At 50.2% G+C, this 19,100-nt stretch carries 20 protein-coding genes and 1 pseudogene; 2 read left to right on the top strand and 19 right to left on the bottom strand.

Annotation, left to right across the window (positions count from 1 at the left end):
• Positions 1-10: 10 nt before the first annotated feature.
• The 12 genes from HY879_21460 to HY879_21405 all read right to left on the bottom strand — a co-directional run bounded on the left by HY879_21460 (position 11) and on the right by HY879_21405 (position 11,339).
• Positions 11-508, bottom strand: a complete 498-nt coding sequence (locus HY879_21460; GenBank protein ID MBI5605910.1) for a (2Fe-2S)-binding protein — start codon at positions 506-508, stop codon at positions 11-13.
• A gap of 28 nt (positions 509-536) precedes the next feature.
• Entirely contained in the window at positions 537-986 is a 450-nt protein-coding gene (locus tag HY879_21455) for a type II toxin-antitoxin system VapC family toxin (GenBank protein MBI5605909.1), read from the bottom strand.
• On the bottom strand, positions 983-1,204 hold the full coding sequence (locus HY879_21450) for a hypothetical protein (GenBank protein MBI5605908.1): 222 nt from the start codon (positions 1,202-1,204) through the stop codon (positions 983-985). The genes HY879_21455 and HY879_21450 overlap by 4 nt, the downstream gene beginning before the upstream one ends.
• A gap of 38 nt (positions 1,205-1,242) precedes the next feature.
• Positions 1,243-2,115, bottom strand: coding sequence for an FAD binding domain-containing protein (locus HY879_21445; protein ID MBI5605907.1), 873 nt, complete (start codon positions 2,113-2,115; stop codon positions 1,243-1,245).
• A gap of 153 nt (positions 2,116-2,268) precedes the next feature.
• On the bottom strand, positions 2,269-3,432 hold the full coding sequence (locus tag HY879_21440; GenBank protein ID MBI5605906.1) for an ABC transporter substrate-binding protein: 1,164 nt from the start codon (positions 3,430-3,432) through the stop codon (positions 2,269-2,271).
• Between the two features lie 415 nt (positions 3,433-3,847).
• Positions 3,848-5,137 (bottom strand): phenylacetate--CoA ligase, encoded by a 1,290-nt coding sequence (locus HY879_21435; protein ID MBI5605905.1) that lies wholly within the window; start codon positions 5,135-5,137, stop codon positions 3,848-3,850.
• A gap of 121 nt (positions 5,138-5,258) precedes the next feature.
• Entirely contained in the window at positions 5,259-5,978 is a 720-nt protein-coding gene (locus tag HY879_21430) for an ABC transporter ATP-binding protein (GenBank protein MBI5605904.1), read from the bottom strand.
• 11 nt (positions 5,979-5,989) lie between these two features.
• Entirely contained in the window at positions 5,990-6,754 is a 765-nt protein-coding gene (locus HY879_21425; protein MBI5605903.1) for an ABC transporter ATP-binding protein, read from the bottom strand.
• Positions 6,754-7,740, bottom strand: a complete 987-nt coding sequence (locus HY879_21420) for a branched-chain amino acid ABC transporter permease (protein MBI5605902.1) — start codon at positions 7,738-7,740, stop codon at positions 6,754-6,756. Before HY879_21420 ends, HY879_21425 begins: the two co-directional genes overlap by 1 nt.
• A 2-nt stretch (positions 7,741-7,742) precedes the next feature.
• Positions 7,743-8,627, bottom strand: coding sequence for a branched-chain amino acid ABC transporter permease (locus HY879_21415; GenBank protein MBI5605901.1), 885 nt, complete (start codon positions 8,625-8,627; stop codon positions 7,743-7,745).
• A 61-nt stretch (positions 8,628-8,688) separates the two neighbouring features.
• Positions 8,689-9,879, bottom strand: coding sequence for a CoA transferase (locus HY879_21410; GenBank protein MBI5605900.1), 1,191 nt, complete (start codon positions 9,877-9,879; stop codon positions 8,689-8,691).
• Positions 9,880-10,028: 149 nt separating this feature from the next.
• On the bottom strand, positions 10,029-11,339 hold the full coding sequence (locus HY879_21405) for an FAD-binding protein (GenBank protein MBI5605899.1): 1,311 nt from the start codon (positions 11,337-11,339) through the stop codon (positions 10,029-10,031).
• Between the two features lie 497 nt (positions 11,340-11,836).
• On the opposite strand from HY879_21405, the gene HY879_21400 reads away from it, so the two are divergent.
• Both HY879_21400 and HY879_21395 read left to right on the top strand, forming a co-directional pair.
• On the top strand, positions 11,837-12,823 hold the full coding sequence (locus HY879_21400; GenBank protein MBI5605898.1) for a hypothetical protein: 987 nt from the start codon (positions 11,837-11,839) through the stop codon (positions 12,821-12,823).
• A complete protein-coding gene (locus HY879_21395) occupies positions 12,820-13,710 on the top strand; it encodes a twin-arginine translocation signal domain-containing protein (protein ID MBI5605897.1) in 891 nt (296 codons plus the stop codon). The genes HY879_21400 and HY879_21395 overlap by 4 nt, the downstream gene beginning before the upstream one ends.
• Before the next feature lie 585 nt (positions 13,711-14,295).
• Here HY879_21395 and HY879_21390 read toward each other — a convergent pair.
• From HY879_21390 to HY879_21360, 7 genes and pseudogenes are all read right to left on the bottom strand, one after another.
• Entirely contained in the window at positions 14,296-14,787 is a 492-nt protein-coding gene (locus HY879_21390; GenBank protein ID MBI5605896.1) for an N-acetyltransferase, read from the bottom strand.
• Between the two features lie 377 nt (positions 14,788-15,164).
• Positions 15,165-15,779, bottom strand: a complete 615-nt coding sequence (locus HY879_21385) for a LysE family transporter (GenBank protein MBI5605895.1) — start codon at positions 15,777-15,779, stop codon at positions 15,165-15,167.
• A 93-nt stretch (positions 15,780-15,872) separates the two neighbouring features.
• The gene (locus HY879_21380; GenBank protein ID MBI5605894.1) at positions 15,873-16,079 is read right to left on the bottom strand and encodes a hypothetical protein; all 207 of its coding nucleotides are present in this window, start codon (positions 16,077-16,079) and stop codon (positions 15,873-15,875) included.
• Positions 16,076-16,510: pseudogene (locus HY879_21375) on the bottom strand (PIN domain-containing protein). Before HY879_21375 ends, HY879_21380 begins: the two are co-directional and overlap by 4 nt.
• A 605-nt stretch (positions 16,511-17,115) precedes the next feature.
• Positions 17,116-17,613 carry a DUF4062 domain-containing protein gene (locus HY879_21370; GenBank protein MBI5605893.1) on the bottom strand — a complete coding sequence of 166 codons (498 nt, stop codon included), beginning with the start codon at positions 17,611-17,613 and terminating at the stop codon, positions 17,116-17,118.
• 96 nt (positions 17,614-17,709) lie between these two features.
• Positions 17,710-18,252 (bottom strand): hypothetical protein, encoded by a 543-nt coding sequence (locus HY879_21365; protein MBI5605892.1) that lies wholly within the window; start codon positions 18,250-18,252, stop codon positions 17,710-17,712.
• Positions 18,253-18,264: 12 nt separating this feature from the next.
• Entirely contained in the window at positions 18,265-18,672 is a 408-nt protein-coding gene (locus tag HY879_21360) for a hypothetical protein (GenBank protein MBI5605891.1), read from the bottom strand.
• Positions 18,673-19,100 lie beyond the last annotated feature (428 nt).

The raw sequence follows: 19,100 nt of genomic DNA, 5'->3' as shown, positions 1-19,100 counted from the left end.
CGAACGGTTTTCACTCTTCCCGCGGCATAACCGCCACTTCTTTTTCCGCGTATGTCCCCAGGGATTGAACGGCCTGGATGATCTGGGTATAGCCGGTGCAACGGCAGAAATTGCCGGCCAGGGCCGTACGGATTTCATCTTCCGTGGGATGGGGGTTTTCATCCAATAGGGCCTTGGCCGAAAGGATCATGCCCGGCGAACAGAACCCGCACTGGACGGCCCCCTGGTTGATAAAGGCCCGTTGCAGAGGATGGAGAGAGCCGTCCGGCCCCATCAAACCTTCGATGGTCAGGACCTCGGCACCTTCTGTTTCCAAAACAGGAAAGAGGCAGGCATTGACAGCCTTTCCATCGATTATGACCGTACAGGCCCCGCATTCCCCCACCCCGCAGCCTTCCTTGGTGCCGGTCAATTCCAGGTGGTCCCTGAGCAATTCCAGCAGGGTCCATTGGGGCTCCACCAGGGCTTTCACGGCATGGCCGTTTAGCGTAAAGGTAATTTTTTGCATTTTTATCAGAACCTCCTAAATTGCAAACCTATTCGGTAAAATCTTTTAGAATAAACACCTTTATTTCTTTGACCTGACCGAGTTTTTTATCATTGGTAAGAAAAACATTTGCACCGATTTCAATCGCTCCGGAAAGCTGAATAGCATCAATGGTTTTTAGGCCTGGATATTTTCCTCTCAATCTTCCAGCCTTCTCAGCGATACCTGTGGTTATTTCAAGCAGGTTTAGATTCTTCCCGTGTTTAAAAAATTCAAGAAACTTTTTTACCAACACTTCATTGCCCGCCTCCACTGGTTTGGGCAAAACTTCGGTAAGGGTAATGACTGACGAAAAGGCGATTAATCTTCCGGAGCGAAATAAGTCAATAACGTTTTTAACAAGAGGGCCAAATTGAGAATGAGCTTCTATATAATAGATGATTGGCGCGGTATCTATGAAGATAGTTTTAAATTGGGATAATTCATCAACGAGATTCATGTTCGGTCTTCCCTTAAACGATTAACATACCTCTGGGCATCTTCATTCCATAGTCCTTTCCCGAGACCATAAAGTTTACCCCAGTCAAGCTCTTTTTTCTTCCCCAGAGCAAGTTTTCTTAATTGATGGGCAACCTTTTCCACCAATTTTAATTGTTCCTGAGGTGTAAGCTTTTCTATCTCCTGTTCAATTTTTTCTAAGGTGGCCTCTTTTCTCATTTTATAAACTCCAAAAATTCGATTTTAATTGCAAAGCACTATTTATTAATACGCTCCAGACATCTCACCCCAAGACGACTAATGAGCACGCCGACCATTTCCCGCCGGTACCAGGCCTGGCCGCGGATGCTGTCGCGCATCTTGGTTTCCTTCTCAGCGATCCGGGCTGTTTCGTCCAGAGATTGTTGATTGACTTCTTTTCCGGTCAGGCACTCTTCGGCCAGATAGGCCCGGATCGGCGTGGGGGCGGCCACGCCCAGACCGATGCGCACCTTAAGGCAGGTTTTCAGGTCTTCCGCCAGCGACAAGACCATCCCCACTCCAAGGATCGGCAGTTCCATGGCCTCCCGGCGGGTATGCTTGATGTAGGCCCCGCTGCTATTGGGAAGCAGAGGAGGAATAAAAAATTCGTTTAAAATTTCTCCGTGTTCCATCAGGGTCTGTCCGGGTCCAAGGAAAAAACTTTTTAATGGCAGGGTCCTTTTTCCTTTAGGTCCCACCAGATGAAGATGGGTCCCCAACGTCAGCAATGGGATGACGCCGTCGGCCGAAGGCACGGCATTGCAGATATTGCCGCCGATGGTGGCCACATTGCGGATTTGGACCGAGCCGATATTTTCCACCGCATCGGTGATGACAGGGTAGTGCTGCCGGATCAGGGGAGATTTTTCCAGCATTCTGTGGGTAGTCAAGCCCCCGATGCGCAAGATTCCTTCCGGATCCCGCCGGATATAGGAAAGCTCCGGGAGGTGTCTTAAAGAAATCAAATATTGGGGAGCTATTTTCTTTTCTTTGATCTTGACTATGACGTCCGTCCCCCCGGCAATATATTTGGCCTTTTCCCCATGGGATTCCAGCAGAGAAATGGCTTCATCCATGGAGTTGGGTTTGAGGTATTCGAAGGAAGGCATGAGAACCCTTTCTATTAATTATTAAGGCTCAAGGCACAGGGCTCAGGGCAGAAGGATGGGGTTTAAGGTATAAGGAAAGGCAATTTTGGCCTTCAACCTTTAACCTTACACCGTATACCCTTGTGCCCTGTGCCCTGCGCCTTATGCCCGGTTTTATTCCGCCAATTTCCATTTGCCGTTTTCGATGCGGACCATAATCATGGAATCGGTACCCAGACCATTATGATCTTCAGCCGTCAGGTTGTAAATTCCGCTGATACCGATATAATTTTTGGTTTGCTCGATAGCCTCCCGTAATTTTTGTTTGTCCGTACCGGCCTTTTTCATGGCGTTGGCCACGATATAAATGGCATCCCAAGCATAACCGGAATGGGCGTTGATCAGAAATTGTTTATCATAATGATACACGTGATTGTAAAGATTGACAAACTCTTTGATTACCTTTTTTTGTGGGTCTTTGTCGGCAAGCTGGTCCCAGGCCATCAACTTGGTGGAAGGCATCATATTGCCTTCGGAAGCCGAACCGGCCAGCTCGATGTATTTGGGATCGGGCAGACCATGGCACTGGAATAAGGGGGTTTTGATATTGAGCTGCTTGACATTCTTGGCCACGATGGACCCGGCCGGCCCGATGGTCCAGCAGATAATGGCCTCGGGATTGGCGGCTTTGATTTTGGTCAATTGGGAGGTCATATCCGTGTCTTTAGGATTGAAGGCCTCATCGGCCACAATGGTCAGTCCATGTTTGGGAGCCAGCTTTTCCAGCCAGGATTTGCCGTCTTTTCCAAAGCCATCGGAAGCGGTGATCAGGGCGATCTTCTTCAGGTTCTTTTTTTGGAGGTACTGATAAACCTTTTCAACGGCCGTGGAACTGCGTTGCGGGGATTTGAAAACCCATTTAAAGGTGCCCAGTGGACCGCCGCCCATGATGACCGGATCGCCGCCCACGGTCATGAAGGTGGGGATTTCGGCCTCCTCGATCAGTTTTTTTACCGCCATGCCCAGGTCGGTCCGGTCCGGACCGATAATGGCCGCTACCTTATCCACATTGATGAATTTCTTGATGACCATGACCGCCTTGGTAGGCTCCGATTCGGTATCCCCCAGCACCAGTTCGATGGGGTGGCCGTTGATGCCCCCTTCTTTATTGATTTTTTCCACCACCATCTGGGTAACCAGTTTGGTCGGCGTGCCGATGGCCGCGGCTGGTCCGGACAGGGAATAAAAGGCCCCGATCTTGATCGGATCGGCAGCCTGGGCCAGAGAAATACCCAACACAAAAATACAAAGCATAAAAAATATTCCGAATTTTTTCATTGTAGATTCCTTTCTTTTTGATATTGTTTTTAAGAATTCTTCTGCCTGTTAATCTTTTCCTTTTTCCACCTCCTTAGTTCGAAAATAGATTTTTAACCACCTTTGGCCTCTGTTGGGGCTCCGTAGGGGCGAGTTTAAAACCCGCCCCTACGACGGCGGTTTTTTCATGCTTCGTGGTGCCCGCCCCGGGCATGAAGGTTTAGTTCGAAAATAACCTCAAACTACACTGGGGGATTGTTTGTTTACCGTCATGCCGGACCCCGTATCAAGAACGGGGCAGGCCCGATCCGGCATCCAGGGTTTTTGGAATTAACCTGGATTCCGGCTTTCGCCGGAATGACGATCCATTCCCAGCAAAGCAATATTTTCATGCTTCGTGGTGCCCCAAAGGGGCATGAGGGTTTATTATTTGAAGTTATATCCTATTATCAAAAACCCTCTTGGATTTTCGTTCCGACCGGGGCAAAGAACCATAGTCGACGATCTCCACCTGAACGGTGACTAAGACCTGCTGTTTGATCTGTTGTTCGATTATTACAGAAAGGGCTTTATCAATCGACGGCTCTTTCCCTTGGGCCCGTTCCACCCGGACGGTCATATGATCCTTCCCATCCTTTTGGCGGTCTAAATGGATCTGAAATTCGCTGCCCACTTCCGGTATTTCAGAAAGGATATGGTCGATGTGGGCCGGATAAAGATTGACCCCCCGGAAGATAATCATGTCATCGGAGCGTCCCAGGATCCGGTCATGCATGGGCAGGATGTTGCCGCAGGAACAGGGATGATCGATCAGCCGGGTCAAATCCCTGGTCCGGTAACGGATGAGCGGAGCGGCTTCTTTGGAGAGGGTGGTGACCACCATTTCTCCGGATTGTCCGGGTTCCACCGGCTTAAGGGTCAGTGGGTCCAGCAGCTCCAGGATATAATAATCGGCCCAATAATGAATCCCTTCATGACGGTAACAATCCAGTCCGGTGCCGGGTCCATAGAGCTCGGTCAGACCGGGGATGTCAAAGAGTTCTTCCAGGCCCAACAATTCCTGGATCTTTTTCCGCTGGGCCTCACTGCTCCTTTCCGAGCCGAAAATAATTTTTTTTAAGGAGATTTTGTCGCGCAATCCCCGTTTATCCACTTCCTCGGCCATCAGAAGGGCCATGGAGGCCGTACAGCACAGGACCGTGGACTGCAGGTCTTCCAGGAACTGGCATTGGAGATCGATGTTTCCCGGCCCTATCGGTATGGCCAGGGCCCCGAAATGCTCGCAGCCCAATTGGAAACTAACTCCGGCGGTCCAGACCCCGTAACCTACGGCAATCTGCACCCGGTCTTCCCGGCTGAGTCCGGCCATCTCATAACAGCGGGCAAAGAAATGGGCCCAATCATCAATATCTTTTTGGGTATAGGCCAGGATTTTTCTCTTGCCCGTGGTCCCGGTAGAGGCATGGATGCGCACCACTTTTTCAAGCGGAACGGAAAGCAAAGGAAAGGGATAGCCGTCCCGCAGGTCCCGGGCGGTAACAAAAGGCAAACGCTGCAAATCATCCAGGGAGGTTATGTCCTCTGGTTTGACCCCGGCTTCGTCGAAGCGTTTCCGATAGAAAGGAGAGCCCTGATAGGCATGGGCTATTGTCCATTGAAGGCCTTTTAATTGATGGGCCTTCATCTCCTCCAGGGATTTAAAATTCGGCATAAAAGTCTGAGCCATTATTTTCCTCTGATTCTTTTATCCAGTTATAATTTTCTGGATCCCTGCTTTCGCCGGGGTGACGACTTTTTGCAAACTCATCAAGCTTGAAACTTGTATCTTGAAACTTGTAACTTTATTTTCATTCAACTTCCTGTCCTAAAAAGGCCCGGCGGACCTTCCCGTCTTGCAGTAAATCCGTTGCCGAGCCGCTCATACTGATCCTCCCGGTTTCAATGACATACCCCCGTTGGGAAATGTTCAAGGCCCCCCGGGCATTTTGTTCTACTAATAAGATCGTTCGGCCCTCTTCCTTAAGTTCTTTAATGATGCGAAAGATCTCCCGGACGATCATGGGTGCCAATCCCAGGGAAGGCTCATCCAAAAGGAGCAATTTGGGATCGGCCATCAATCCCCGGCCCATGGCCAGCATTTGTTGCTCCCCTCCGGAAAGTGTGCCGGCCCGCTGTTTCCGGCGTTCTTTTAGAATAGGGAAAAGACCATAGATGCGTCTTATGGCCTTTCTCCGGTCTTCTTTTTTTTCACGGGAACAGGCATAGGCACCCATCTCCAGATTTTCCTCTACGGTCAGGGGACCGAAGAGTTGGCGGTTTTCCGGGACCTGAATAATTCCCCAACGGACTAATTGCTGGGCATTGGTCCGGCTCACATCCCGCCCCATAAAAAAGATCCTGCCTTTCCTGGCCGGATGAATCCCTGAAAGGCAATTCAGCAGGGTCGTTTTGCCGGCTCCATTGGCACCGATCAAAGAGACGATTTCACCCTCTCTGACTTCCAAAGAGATCCCTTTGAGGGCCTGGTTCCCTCCATAATAGGCTTCCAGTTTTTCTACCTGTAACATGAACCGACCCCTCAGTCTTCGGCCCCTAAGTAGGCGGCCAGGACTTGGGGGTCCTTTTGAATCGACAAGGGAGGCCCATCGGCAATCTTTTGCCCGTAATTCAAAACCACAACCTTGTCTGAAATTCTCATGACCAGATTCATATCGTGTTCAACCAAAAGAACGGTCATACCCTTAGAGCGGATCAGGCGAATCATCTCGGCGACCTCCTGGGTTTCGGTCATATTCAGGCCGGCCACGGGTTCGTCCAATAAGACCAGGTCCGGTTTGGAGGCCAGGGCCCGGGCCATTTCTATTCGTTTTTGGTCCCCATAAGAAAGGCCGGCAGCCGACCAGTGTCCTTTATCCTTCAGATGAAAAAAATCCAGGATCTCCCAGGCTTTATTTTCAATCTCTTTTTCCTCCTGACTGACCCCCGGAAGGCGAAACAAGGAAGAGAGGAATTCCTTTTTCGTTTGACTGTGCAAGCCGACCATGACATTTTCCAAAACGGACATATTTTGAAAGACCTGAATATTTTGAAAGGTCCGGGTCAGGCCCATGGCGGCCAGGTGATAAGGCCGATGTCCGATAATCGGTTTCCCTTTGAAAAAAATCCTTCCTTTTTGGGGCCGGTAGATACCGGAAATGATGTTGATAGCCGTGGTCTTACCGGCCCCGTTCGGTCCGATCAGGGCGGTAATCGATCCCTGGGCCAAATCGAAACTGAGTTCCGTCAGGGCCATTAATCCGCCGAAATTGATGGAGGTATCTTCAACCCGAAGGAGAGGAACCATCAGGATTCACCATGGAAACTGGTTTGACTTATCCCCTGCCGTCTGCTCAAATACCGGTTTCGAAGGGCCACGACCACCCCTTCCGGTAAAAAGATCAGGATCAGGACCAGGATCAGTCCGTAAAAAATATCTTTATATTCATCGAAAAAATGGAGGATGTTCGGCAAAGGGGTGATGAAAAAGGTCCCGAAAAGGGTTCCCCAGATACTGCCCATGCCGCCGACAATAACCATAGTGACCAACTCTACGGAAAAGAAGATATCAAAGGTCTTGGGGCTGATAAAGGTCAAGTAGTGGGCATAAAGGCTGCCGGCCAGGGAGGCGTACAAGGCACTTAATACAAATACTTTTACTTTATAGACTTCGGTCTTTACCCCCAGGGCGCAGGCGGCGACTTCGCTCCCATGCAAGGCCCGAAGCCCCCGGCCTACCCGGGAATGGACCAGATTCAGGGCCAAAACAATTCCAATAAAGGTAAAAAACCAGATCAGGTAATACATTTTCCAGTCGGAATCAAAAACCAAACTGCCGATTTTCAAATTGGGTATTCCCGGAAAACCCGAAGGTCCGCCGGTTACCTTATCCCACTGGATGATGACGATATTGATGATAATGTTGAACCCCAGAGTGGCCATAACCAAGTAATGGCCATGCAATTTAAGGGTAGGAATACCGATGATCAGGGCCAGAAGACCGGTAACCGCCAGAGCCAGGATCATGGCTAACCAGGGAGAAACCCCGTAGCTGACCGTCAGTATACCGGAAAGATAGGCCCCTAATCCATAAAATGCGGCATGGCCCAGGGAGATCTGTCCGGCATAGCCGATCAACAGATTAAGGCCGACCACGACCAGGGTGTTCAGGCCGATGATATTGACGACATTCAAATAATAGGGATTGGAAATAACCCACGGAAAGAGAAGGACCATCAAGGCCAGGATCGATAACCCGAAAGAGGATTTGCCTTTCAGAAACCCCTGGACCATTTTCAGACCCGCTCCTTTTCACCGTGGCCTAAGAGACCGCTCGGTTTTATGAAAAGGACTAAAAGCAGGATGACGAAAGCCAGGACATCCTTGTAAGAGGAAGAAATGGTTCCTGCCCCCAGGGATTCCAGGACCCCTAATAACAAGCCGCCGATAATGGCCCCGATACTGTTCCCATAACCGCCCAGGATAGCCGCAGCGAAGCCTTTCAAACCGAGCATGACGCCGATATCATAGGACAGGGTGGTGATGGGGACGATGATGATCCCGGCAATGGCCCCCAAGGCCCCGCTTAAGGCAAAGGAAAGGAGGATCATGCGGTTGACATTAACCCCCATCAGGGCCGCGGCCCTGGGGTTAAAGGAAGTAGCCCGCATGGCCTTACCGATCAGGGAGTGATTAAAAAAAAGATGCAGGATAATAACCACCACCACCGTGATACAGAAGATCCAGAGGCTTTGGGGAAGGACCGCAGCCCGCAGGATCATCAGGGGGGTATCACCGCTGAAGGGGGGCAGGGCCATCTGATTTTTCCCCCAGATAATCTTAAAGATCCCCCGCATCAAAATGGAAACGCCGATGGTTATGAAAATAAGAACGATGATGGAGCGGGACTTGGCCGGACGGATGGCCAGTCTTTCCACCAGGCCCCCGACAACGGTTACGGCCAATACCCCCAGGAGAAAGGCCAAAGGCAGGGGAAGGCCCATGGCCAGCAAAAAGGTATACATCATCATGCCGCCCAGGGTGATGAAGTCCACCTGGGTAAAATTAACGATCCCAGTGGCATTGTGGATAATACAAAACCCCAGGGCGATCAAGGCATAGATGCTCCCGGTGGTCAAACCGGAAAAGATATACTGGGCTAACTGGTCTCCGGTGGGCATTAAATTCTTAGGCTCCGTATCTGCGAATTTGTTTCTGACATGGATTCAGTTACAGAATATTTTATATAATCCCTTTTTCCTTGAAGGTCGTTAGGTCGGCTTCCCCATAGCCGAGCGTTTGTCCGTAAATCTCATTGTTGTGTTCACCGAAACGGGGAGGAAAGGAAAGCTCTTGCCCTCTGGAACGTAAGTAGCCGGTCATTTGAGGCGGGGGGGCCAGAATGATTTCCAGGCCTGTCCTCTGGTCCCTGGACTTAAGGAGGTTCTTGACTACCAGGGGATCCTGGGCCACCCGCTCCATGGAATTTATTTCCGATATGGGAATGCCGATTTTATTGAAAAGGGAAATGATGGCAGCGGTTTTGAATTGTTTGAGTATTCCGGCCAGGTCCTGGTTTAAGTTCTTGACGTCGGCAATCCGGCCGGCATTCTTTTGATAGGCTTCTTTGGCCAGGGATTTGAATTCGGGCAGTTCCGTCAGGCTCGCCCACTGTTTATCATTGCCCATGGCCACATAGACGTATCCGTCGGCTGTGGGGAAGACCGAAACCGGGGCAAAGAATTCATGGGTATTACCCCGGCGGGTGATCTTCTTTCCAAAAGACTGACTTAAGGTGATGGGAACGGTCAGCCAGGAAACCGTGCTTTCAAACATGGAAAGATCGATGCGCGCCCCTTCCCCGGTAACGGCCCGGCGGTAAAGGGCCTTCATGATCAGCCCGTAGGCATGCTCGCTGGCCCCCATATCCGGTAAGGGGATGCCCAGGACCTGGGGCTCGCCGTCCGGCTCTCCGGTCAATTCCATCAACCCGCTCCGGGCCTGAAGAATCGGGTCATAAGCGGCTTCGTTACTGTCCGGTCCGAATCCGGTGATCCCCAGCCAGATCAGGTCGGGTTTGACGGCCTTAAGGGTTTCATAATCGATCCCCAATTTAGGATAGTTCCGGGGAAGCTGATTGGTGGCAAAGATATCCACCTTAAGCTTCAGGAGTAATTGGCTTAAGATATTTTTTCCTTCTGCCTCGGCCAGATTCAAGGTCAGAGCCTTTTTGCCGGCATTGATGGCCATGAAATAACTGTTCATCCGTTCTTCGTTAAGGACATTGTCCCCAACTAAGCGATTGGGATCACCGAATACCGGATGTTCCAAGCGGATGACCTGGACTCCATCCTGGGCCAAACGGAAGGTCAGGTAAGGTAATACGGTGGCCTGTTCCAGGGAGAGGACGGTCAGTTTTCGCAAGGGATCCATGGCAGCCTCCTTAAGCTCCAAGCTAAAAATCGATAAGGCGGGAAGTAAACTTTTTTAATCGGTTAGAACTGTAATATTGCAATATAGGGAAAGGCGGTTTTATCTGTCAAGCCTTATTTATCAGGCAGGCCCGCCGGTCAGTCCATTGCTTACGGCTCATCAGGAAACACGCGGTCGACGAAGCTGTTTTGGAACAGACCATGGGGGTCCGATTGCCGGCGGAGCCGGTTGAAGGCATCATAGGCCGGGTAAAGGGCCCGAAGCTCCTGGTGGGTTCTGGTGAAACTCTTTCCCCAGTGGGGGCGCCCCTGATAGTCCCTGATGAGGTCCTCGAATTCTGCGAAATAGGACCTCGCCCAGGGCAGGCCGGCTACATAAGGGCCGAGGTAACAACTGTCTCGGCCGCTGGCCGGGCTCATGGGAATGTCATCGGCGGCTACGAAGCGCACCTCTAAAGGAAAATTCACCCGGTAATCGGCCTTGAGGACCATCTTTCTGGTCTCATCGATGGCCCTGGCCGCCTGGTCTATGGGTATGGCATATTCCGTTTCCTGGTGGATGGGAATGGAACTGCCGACCTTGATGACCCGGTCGCTGCGGTCCACCCGGCTGTGGGGTTGGTAATGGATGCTCTGTACCGTGTTGTGCAAAAAGGGAATGACCCGGGGAAAACCCTGGCCCATTTTGATAAGCCCGGTGAATACCAGGCCAGACAGGCCGGTTTTATCCAGAAAACCGGGCAGGCCGGCCCCGCCCCGGGGCTTGGCGGTCTTGTTGAAGGTATAAACCTGGACCTTATCGGTATAGGCCAGCCACCACAATTTGCAGTAGTCATTGTTTCGGAGGGTGGTGCCCAGGTCGGCCAGGGCGGTGTCGAAATCGATTAATTCGAGTCGTTCTTCCAGGTCAAAGGCCTCGACACACCGGAAGGTGATCTCGGTGATCACCCCCAGGCATCCCAGGTGGACCCGGGCGGCGGAAAAAATCTCCGGCTCATGGGCGGCATCCAGTTCGTGGATTTCACCCAGGCCGTCGATGAGGCGGATTTTCTCAATGGAGTCCGAAAGGATGGGGGTCCTGGCACCGGTGCCGTGGGTCCCGGTCCCGATGTATCCGGCGGCGGTCTGCAGGATGATGGAGCCGAAATTGTCGAAAGCCAGTCCGTGCCGGGCCAAAACCTCATTGACATATTTCAGGCGGGCACCGGCCTGAACCCTTATCAGCCGCTTATCCCGGTCCACTTCGAGCACCCGGGCCATCCGATCCAAACGAATGGTCCGCCCCGGCATATCGGCGATATCGGACCAGGAAAGGGCCTGGCCTATGGGCTTGAGGCGTTTTTTATTTTCCACGGCCCGGTGGATCAATGTGGCGATCTGATCTTCGTTATCCGGGTGGTGGATCTCCTCCGGTGTCCAGGAACGGGTGCGGTCCCAGTTACGAATCCTTGCTGAACGCATGGGAATGCCCTCCTTTGATGCCTCGGGTTTGGGTTCAGTACACCGTTTCGTCAACCAATTCTTCCGGCCTAACCAATATCAGAAGCCGGGTTAATCGTTTGAATAATAAAAAACCCCGTTCTCTCTTGAGACACGGGGTTGTTCGCCGACCGGAATCATTCTCCATCCTCATCAAGGGTTATGGGATGACCGCCAAAGTTACATTCAGAATGGGGTTGATTTTAACAGAGCCTTTTGAAAAGTCAAGAGGGCGATCTCGAAACGAAAAATCGGCTTCCATCTCAAAGAGAAGCAGTCTCGATAGACAGGAAAAGTCGTTTGGGAAAAGATGGGGATTGACTTTAACTGATGGATATGTTTTACATAGTTTATTTGGGCCATAGTAAATAAACTTCGACAATCGGGAAAATTGGTTGGAGAGAGCTACCAACGAGGGATAGAAATATAAAGTTCCTTTGTTTTGTATCCAATCCGTTAACAAGGAGAAGGGGCGGTTTATGATGATACCCCTGTTAAGGCAAGGTGCCGGTCAACCGGGAAAGATCAGACAGGGCACTATTCGCATCGTTTCCCTGTGGTTTTTTTTATTCACGGTTTTAGGGTTTATGGCACCCCAGGCAGGATTTTCCGCCGGAAAGGGGAAAATGCTTGACAAAATAAAGTGGCCACCGGAGACCCTCGGCTGGAAATGGGACCGGCGAGTGACAACCTTCAAGGGCAAATCCCTATACACCTATATCGACGGGGCGGCGGAAGTCTACCTGGCCTATAATTTCCAGCAGGCCCAAAGTCGTCGTTATATAAAAACCAACTATCCGGATATCATTGCCGATGTATACCGAATGGGGTCATCGGAGGATGCCTTCGGGGTCTTCTCGTTGGAGCAGCAGGATCCTGATGCCGGAATAGGTCAGGGATCGGAGTTCGGCGGCAGCCTGCTACGTTTCTGGCAAGGAAGATATTTCGTGACCGTCCTGGGAGACGGAACCGGCACGGAATTGGAGAAAGCCGTTCTCAACCTGGGGCGGGAACTGGCCAAGGGGATTAAAGAGACGGGCCGACCACCTCGGTTGCTCGGCTACTTGTCGGATACAAATAGCCTGCCCCCGGCCGACCGGGTGTGTTTCGTTCGCAGCCACATACTTCTAAACCGCTGTTTTTTTATTTCCCACCAGAACATCCTCCGGCTCGATAAAGATGTGGAGGCTGTTATCGCCCGTTATCCCCAGGGGCAAAACAACCTCCGGGTCCTGCTGATACGCTATCCCACAGCCCCCAGGGCCTCTTCGGCCTTTTCCAACTTTCAAAAAACCTATTTGCCTGAGGCCCAAATCCCCGTTTCGGTCCAAACGGAAGACGGCCTTTGGACCCGGGCAGAAACCTATCAGAAATCAGTCATTGTCGTCTTTGGCGCAAAACTGGAAGCCGAGGCGGATCGGTTGGTGCAAAACATACTGAAAAAAATCAAGGGGGAATCTTTATGAAAGAGCGACCGGTGGTCACCCGACGGGATTTTTTAAAAGGAACGGCCGGTCTGGTCATGGCCATGGGTCTCGGCTCGCCTGCCCTCGAAGCGGAGGGGGGAGAAGAACGGACCCGGGTTATCCTGATCAGACACCCCGATGTATTGGGAGCGGACGATCGAGTGAACGGACCCATCCTGCAGCAGATGCTTGATGAAGCCGTTCGGACCCTGGCCGGAGAGAAAAACGCTGGAGCGGCCTGGCAGAAATTCTTCAGGAAGACGGATGTGGTGGGCATCAAGACCAATGGTTGGGCAGCTCTACCCACCCCCAAAGAGATGGAGGATGCCCTTCGCCGCCGGCTGCTTGAGGTGGGTGTTTCGGAGGCCAATCTGGCCGTCGATGACCGCAATGTGCGCAGTAACCCGGTTTTCCAGAAATCCACCGCCTTGGTCAATGTGCGCCCGGTTCGCACACACCACTGGGCGGGGGCAGGAACCTGCCTTAAGAATTACATCATGTTCGTTCAGTTTCCCTGGAGTTATCACGGAGACGCCTGTTCCGATCTGGGGAAGATCTGGACCCTGCCCGGAGTTAAGGGCAAGACCCGGCTGAACATCCTGGTGGCCCTGACCCCGCAGTTTTACGGTCGGGGACCCCATTCCATAGACCGGCGTTATCTGTGGCCTTACCGGGGTCTTATCGTGGGCACCGACCCGGTGTCGGTCGACAGCGTAGGCGCCGAACTCCTCCGGAGGAAAAGGGTCGCATTTTTCGGAGAAGATAGAGAACTGGATGTCCAGCCGATCCACATTGCCGTGGCCGACAAAAAGTATCACCTCGGGACGAGCGATCTGAAACGGATTGAGATTATCAAACTCGGCTGGCAGGAGGAGGTACTCCTTTAACCTCGAGGTTGCAAAAGCCGAGGATGCCGCAGATCCGCGACGGCAAGGGTGAAGCCGTACTAACGTACCGGAACCAATTCTCGGAAAATCCGCCTTGTAACTTCGCGTCCCTCCCCACCCGATGGTTGGCATAACGATGTTCTTTATGTCAGCTTTCCACTCGCGTCTTTCCATTCATTAGCGATTTTAAGAAAATTATCATAGCCGTGGGCACGGATATACTTGCATGATTTTTTGTAACGCAGATACTTTGCACCAACTTTCTGGTACCAATTCTGGAGTGTCGTGCATGAAGAGAATCCATCACAATCAGCACATGTTTGCAACTGCATTTCTTTCATGCAACAAACCTTTATCGTGCATTTAGCTTTCTGCAAATCTCTCTGACCATTATCATATCCCAATTTGCAGCCGCGACAGTTTCCATCACGTAATGCCCTGCATGTCTTACAGTAGGCACAACAACAGCCAATCTCAAGGATACTCATCCTTCTTCCTTTTACTCCAACGTTCAGGGTAACCAGCGGCGCCAAGAATCTTGCCCGATAGGCCGCCGCCCTTCCCGCCGTCCGGCTGACCCTGTTGTTAGAGCATTTTTTGCATCCATACCGTATCGAATTCCTGGCCCTTTTTCTTTCCGACCTTTCTGAACCGGCCGCATTCTATGAACCCATTCTTTTGATGGAATTTAATGCTGTCGGGATTGAGGGAAGATATATTGGCTAAGAGGCTCGTAAAACCTTTTTCAACCGCACCCCTTACAAGAGAACCGAGCAACATCTTCCCCAGTCCTTTTCCTGTGTGGTCTGGATGTATAAAATAGGTCACTTCGGCAGTACGAGAAAAGACCGGCATTGGATTATGTGTACGCAGCATTCCAAAACCGACGACCTTGTCGTTCTGATCTTTTATAGTTCCTGTCGGGAACCCATTCGACACTTGTAAAAACATATCAAATGACTGATATGGGAGTTTATCTTCCGGGTAGGCCGCAAAGGAATTTTCTACGTAATGGTTGAATATATCTATTATTGGTTCGCGATCTTCATTTAATGTTGGACTGATTGAATATCCCATAAGGGTTTTCTCCTTGTTCTAACACGTTTTACTATCCTGGATGATTTGCCCCATCTCTTCGATGCTGTTACGCTGTATGCCCTCGTTTGCTCTATGAGATTCTTTCAAACTTAAGCTGAAGAATTTCAGCTATCCGGACGAGAGTATATTCACTTCATATTTTTCCTTATCCAATCAATGAGATCATTAACATGCTCACCTTGAATGGATATCTCAATACGGGGCTTTTTCACGAGAGCCAACATAATACACCTTAATTACGATTTCCCTTATAAGGTTATGGTCAAGAAATATTTATTGGGGTTGCGAACGGTTTTATAAGTCGCGGGGACGACCAAGCCAGTTAAAAACCCCGTCGCCTTTATTAATGTGTTCGCTCATCTTCTTGTGATTGCCACTTTTAGCCCAAAACCGATGAACATACACCCGCAGAGTTTTTCCAATACGAATCTCGCCGCATCGCTCTTGCGAAGGGCCGAAGCTGTCCAAGAGGATGCCCGAATGAGCAGACTGAGATAGGCTCCACTAATGAACTGAAATGTGAGAGTCATAGAGGCATAGGTAAAGAAGGAATCATTTTGGGGAGACCTGATGAACAGAGGAAAGAACGCCATAAAGAAGATAACGGCCTTGGGGTTGAGAAGGGTTATGGAGATCGCCTGCCTAAATGAATGGTCACAATCCTGCAATCGGAATGACTTCGTTCTTGACTTTCCAAGGACCAGTCTGAGACCGAGAAACAGCAGGTAGCCGGCCCCTGCCAACCTCAGGGCATGAAACAAAGAAGGATGCGTACGGAAAAGAGCTGATACGCCGAGTGCGGACAGGACAATCAGGCATGTGTCGCCAACCATAATTCCCAGCATAGCTCCTTGCGCCGCTCTCAACCCGGAGGTCCCGGCAGTTCTTGCCACGAACAACGACCCCGGGCCGGGCGAAAGAACGACAGCGATAGAGGCCATGACAAAGCTGATCCAGTCAATATTGATCATCTATCAGATCCTTTAAGCGAACGCCAAATTTAACCTGGCGCGCCAAAAACCTACCCGCGCAGCGCCGCCAAGCTACTCGCGCTCAGGTTGAAATTATTGTTCGGCAGGTTTTTCATATATTTTCATTGCCGCTTTGCTAATTTCCTCAACGCTTTGATCTTCCCACAGTGTCCTTTGCCATTTTGTATAGTCAAATGGTTCTCTCTGGATAAGGGCGATAAACCTTTCTGCGCCCACGCTGCCAAGAGATTTTGTAAGTGCTTCCACGCCTTTAACTCTAACTTCGGTATCAGTTATCATAAGTAAACCTCTTTGATAAAACCAATTAGATCGATGACTGTAATTTCTTTTATTGCATTGTTTTTATTAATAATTTTGTCGTCAGTTGTCAGAAAAAACTTGCATTTCCCAGATATGGCGCATGATATATGCAGCGCATCTTTGCTGCGCAGGCCGATCTCTTTGAGTTTCTTTGCTTTTTCCACTATTTTTTTATTTTCTTTAATCACCGAGACAGCCTGATTTTTCCAATCTGATATGGCATTCATCCTTTCTTCGAAGGGATTTGCCTTGTTTTCAGCTTCAAGGATATATGACCACACAAGTTCAAATTTTTCTTCAACAATATCAGCTTGGATACTCAATTTGGCTTCTGATTCAAGTCTAATCCGGATTTGCGATTAGTCATCAAACGGACGATTAAAACAACAATTATCCAAATAAATTCTCATAGTTATTTTTTCTCTCTTTGAGGCTTACAAATGTCTATAACCTTTCATTCTATGCCGTACATAGTATTATGACTCAAAAATAGCATACCTATTTCACGCATTCCCGGATGCTATGCCTTAAAAAAGGAGAAAACCATCCTGCACTTGGATCTTTTAATTATAAAATCAATTTCTTAGGATAATGTCAATCGAAAAGAGATAACAAAAAAAACCCTTGGTTTTTGGCAACAGCCCGGACTTTTTTGGGTATCTTCCAGATGTTGCACATGAGGCATCTATCCAGGCAGTGATGGGTGATTTCAAGGCTGAGGGCTTGGGGCTTGGCAGGCTTACCGGTCCACTTCAGATACCCAAAACGGATGCCATTGATCAGCAGCCGGCCGGAAAGTTCAAATCAGGTTTAAAGGTCAGGACCGGATTAATCGGATGGAAACAGTATATTGTGGGGTCAGATCTTTTACATTGACAAATGATCCCACTTCCCCCATTTAAGAAGTACTTGCACCACCCGAAAAGGACTTGTCAATGTAAAAGATCCGACCCCAGTTAGCACATATTTTGTCTTTTACCCCATTTCCTCTTCCATGTAAATATTTTTTTTGAATCTAATGGATGTCCCCTTTTTCATATGGGGTGATAGCGACGCCGAGGTACTCAAGACGGCGAATGAGTTTCTTTTGCTCTAGTTCAGGCTCAGGGAAGAAGTTCGACTCATTCTGTCCTGCGGCCAACTGGTTCGTAAAGAACTGTTCCCTTCTGAAGACGAGAAGGCGAATCGATGGACTTGCTAGCGCGGTGTACATTTCCAATGCTGTCACGGAGTCATACTCGTCCGGGGGGATCCAACCAAACCGTTCTCCGATGATGGAGATCATCACGGCTGCACGGTTCAGTTCTGATTTCACAATATTGAGGACTTTCCTATAGTCGGTTTCCTCGGTACTTCCCCATCGAAGGTCAATATCGATCAGTGCAATCCGATGAGGCTCACATTCTTCGCGTAGCTGTGGAAACACATAGCGCATCAGGGCGTCCCGCTCCAAGACCATGTCACGAAAGGTAGTGGACGTGAAAACCCGGACACTATTTCGTTCTATTGTCATGTTTCTTCTCTATCCCAACGCCCCGGCACACCGGCGGCGCGAAGCGACGTACGGTGCCGCCGGTTGTTCGGGGTCTGCCTTATGAGCGAGCGCCAGTCAACTGAACTCTATGTCTTGGTGCTTGAAAAACGTTCTCAGCAATTCCACATCGACGTCGGGGGCAATCCCGATGCTGTCCACAGATCCGTCTTTGCAGTGCAATTCCAAGACGGCACAGTTCCTCTTCTCGCCAGCCTGTCGGACCAACGCTCGCGTGATATCAGAGTACCGTCGGGTCTCAAGAAGAAACGCAAGAGGGGGCACATAACGTATGAACTTCTCGTCACCGACCATGACTCTCCGCGACGGGCGGAGCAACACGGTGAACTCGATGACGATTCCCAGGAGGACGACAATCGTGATGGCGACACGGACTGGCGACACTGCCTTTGTCGGATCGAAAAGCAACTTGGTGACCGCATCAGGAAAGAATGTTCCCGCTCCCCACCCGATGAGGCACAGCACCAGATATGCGGCGAGCCGCTTCGGGAACCCTTTGAAATAGGGGGTCTTCATGCAAGAGGGTTCTTGCCATTCGGCGTAGAAGCCTTGCTCTCGCCGTGGATGGAGCCATTCCATAATATTGACTTCTCTCTTCACTGGGCTTCTCCTTTACTCGCGGTTCCTGAAGTTGATGGTGGTGGAGCGGGTTCGCTTGATGTCGATGCCAACCCCCTTGGCCCAGTGACGGACGATTAACAGGGCAACGATAAAGCCAGCGAAGAAGGCTGCTACTAACGTGACGAGAAGAGGGCCAACATGGGGAAGGATACCATCGGGAAGGTGCCACAACCAAAGGGACCCGAGTGCTCCCACGATCATGCCTACGAACGTGGTCCACTTCCCGATAGCCAACTGGACGGGCCGCCAGAGTTGCCACAGAGCATCAGAACCCTTCGCTTTGCGGTCTTGGAAGTCGGCAGAGCCATGCAAAATGGCGATGGCCAGGTTGCCGCCGAAGGATCCCGCTGCAAATGCGCAGGCGAGTGATGGTAGGATGACTAGCAGCAGAATCTTCATCGTTCCTCCGTTCCGTTTTGTCCTTCTTCCTTTGATCCTCGAAACAACATATTGAACAGTTTTCCCGAAATGTACTATAAAATCGATTTAAATGTAAAGAAATATTGACAAAAGGATACGGTTTAGCTAAATTTCTAACTGTGTAATATTCCAAGTCGGACAAATACACCCTTTCCGGTTAACATCTCATGCTCAATATACCACCCGACCTATTGACACTCTATGTTGCCTTTCTGGAAAAACGGGCAGTTCCTTCATCTCACTATAATGATTACCAAAAATGGTTGCGATATACCTGGATTATTGATTTTGGCATTGGGTCGGACCCAATGCCGTTAACTTAAGCGATTAACTAATTAAATACAATAAGTTATATAATTTCCCACTCACCCACCGCTTCCCCAATTTTCTCCATAATCTTTCTATTT

This window comes from Deltaproteobacteria bacterium (assembly GCA_016219225.1).
GTDB lineage: Bacteria > Desulfobacterota > RBG-13-43-22 > RBG-13-43-22 > RBG-13-43-22 > RBG-13-43-22.
This window is presented reverse-complemented; position numbering and strand designations above follow the sequence as displayed.

What these genes read in the sequence shown, in the direction of transcription:
- HY879_21380 (MBI5605894.1), bottom strand. Translation starts at nt 16,079, where the DNA reads ATGATAACTGATACCGAAGTTAGAGTTAAAGGCGTGGAAGCACTTACA.
- HY879_21425 (MBI5605903.1), bottom strand. Translation starts at nt 6,754, where the DNA reads ATGGTTCCTCTCCTTCGGGTTGAAGATACCTCCATCAATTTCGGCGGA.
- HY879_21405 (MBI5605899.1), bottom strand. Translation starts at nt 11,339, where the DNA reads ATGCGTTCAGCAAGGATTCGTAACTGGGACCGCACCCGTTCCTGGACA.
- HY879_21360 (MBI5605891.1), bottom strand. Translation starts at nt 18,672, where the DNA reads ATGAAGATTCTGCTGCTAGTCATCCTACCATCACTCGCCTGCGCATTT.
- HY879_21400 (MBI5605898.1), top strand. Translation starts at nt 11,837, where the DNA reads ATGATGATACCCCTGTTAAGGCAAGGTGCCGGTCAACCGGGAAAGATC.
- HY879_21440 (MBI5605906.1), bottom strand. Translation starts at nt 3,432, where the DNA reads ATGAAAAAATTCGGAATATTTTTTATGCTTTGTATTTTTGTGTTGGGT.
- HY879_21385 (MBI5605895.1), bottom strand. Translation starts at nt 15,779, where the DNA reads ATGATCAATATTGACTGGATCAGCTTTGTCATGGCCTCTATCGCTGTC.
- HY879_21420 (MBI5605902.1), bottom strand. Translation starts at nt 7,740, where the DNA reads ATGGTCCAGGGGTTTCTGAAAGGCAAATCCTCTTTCGGGTTATCGATC.
- HY879_21370 (MBI5605893.1), bottom strand. Translation starts at nt 17,613, where the DNA reads ATGACAATAGAACGAAATAGTGTCCGGGTTTTCACGTCCACTACCTTT.
- HY879_21450 (MBI5605908.1), bottom strand. Translation starts at nt 1,204, where the DNA reads ATGAGAAAAGAGGCCACCTTAGAAAAAATTGAACAGGAGATAGAAAAG.
- HY879_21395 (MBI5605897.1), top strand. Translation starts at nt 12,820, where the DNA reads ATGAAAGAGCGACCGGTGGTCACCCGACGGGATTTTTTAAAAGGAACG.
- HY879_21430 (MBI5605904.1), bottom strand. Translation starts at nt 5,978, where the DNA reads ATGTTACAGGTAGAAAAACTGGAAGCCTATTATGGAGGGAACCAGGCC.
- HY879_21410 (MBI5605900.1), bottom strand. Translation starts at nt 9,879, where the DNA reads ATGGATCCCTTGCGAAAACTGACCGTCCTCTCCCTGGAACAGGCCACC.
- HY879_21455 (MBI5605909.1), bottom strand. Translation starts at nt 986, where the DNA reads ATGAATCTCGTTGATGAATTATCCCAATTTAAAACTATCTTCATAGAT.
- HY879_21390 (MBI5605896.1), bottom strand. Translation starts at nt 14,787, where the DNA reads ATGGGATATTCAATCAGTCCAACATTAAATGAAGATCGCGAACCAATA.
- HY879_21415 (MBI5605901.1), bottom strand. Translation starts at nt 8,627, where the DNA reads ATGCCCACCGGAGACCAGTTAGCCCAGTATATCTTTTCCGGTTTGACC.
- HY879_21435 (MBI5605905.1), bottom strand. Translation starts at nt 5,137, where the DNA reads ATGGCTCAGACTTTTATGCCGAATTTTAAATCCCTGGAGGAGATGAAG.
- HY879_21445 (MBI5605907.1), bottom strand. Translation starts at nt 2,115, where the DNA reads ATGCCTTCCTTCGAATACCTCAAACCCAACTCCATGGATGAAGCCATT.
- HY879_21460 (MBI5605910.1), bottom strand. Translation starts at nt 508, where the DNA reads ATGCAAAAAATTACCTTTACGCTAAACGGCCATGCCGTGAAAGCCCTG.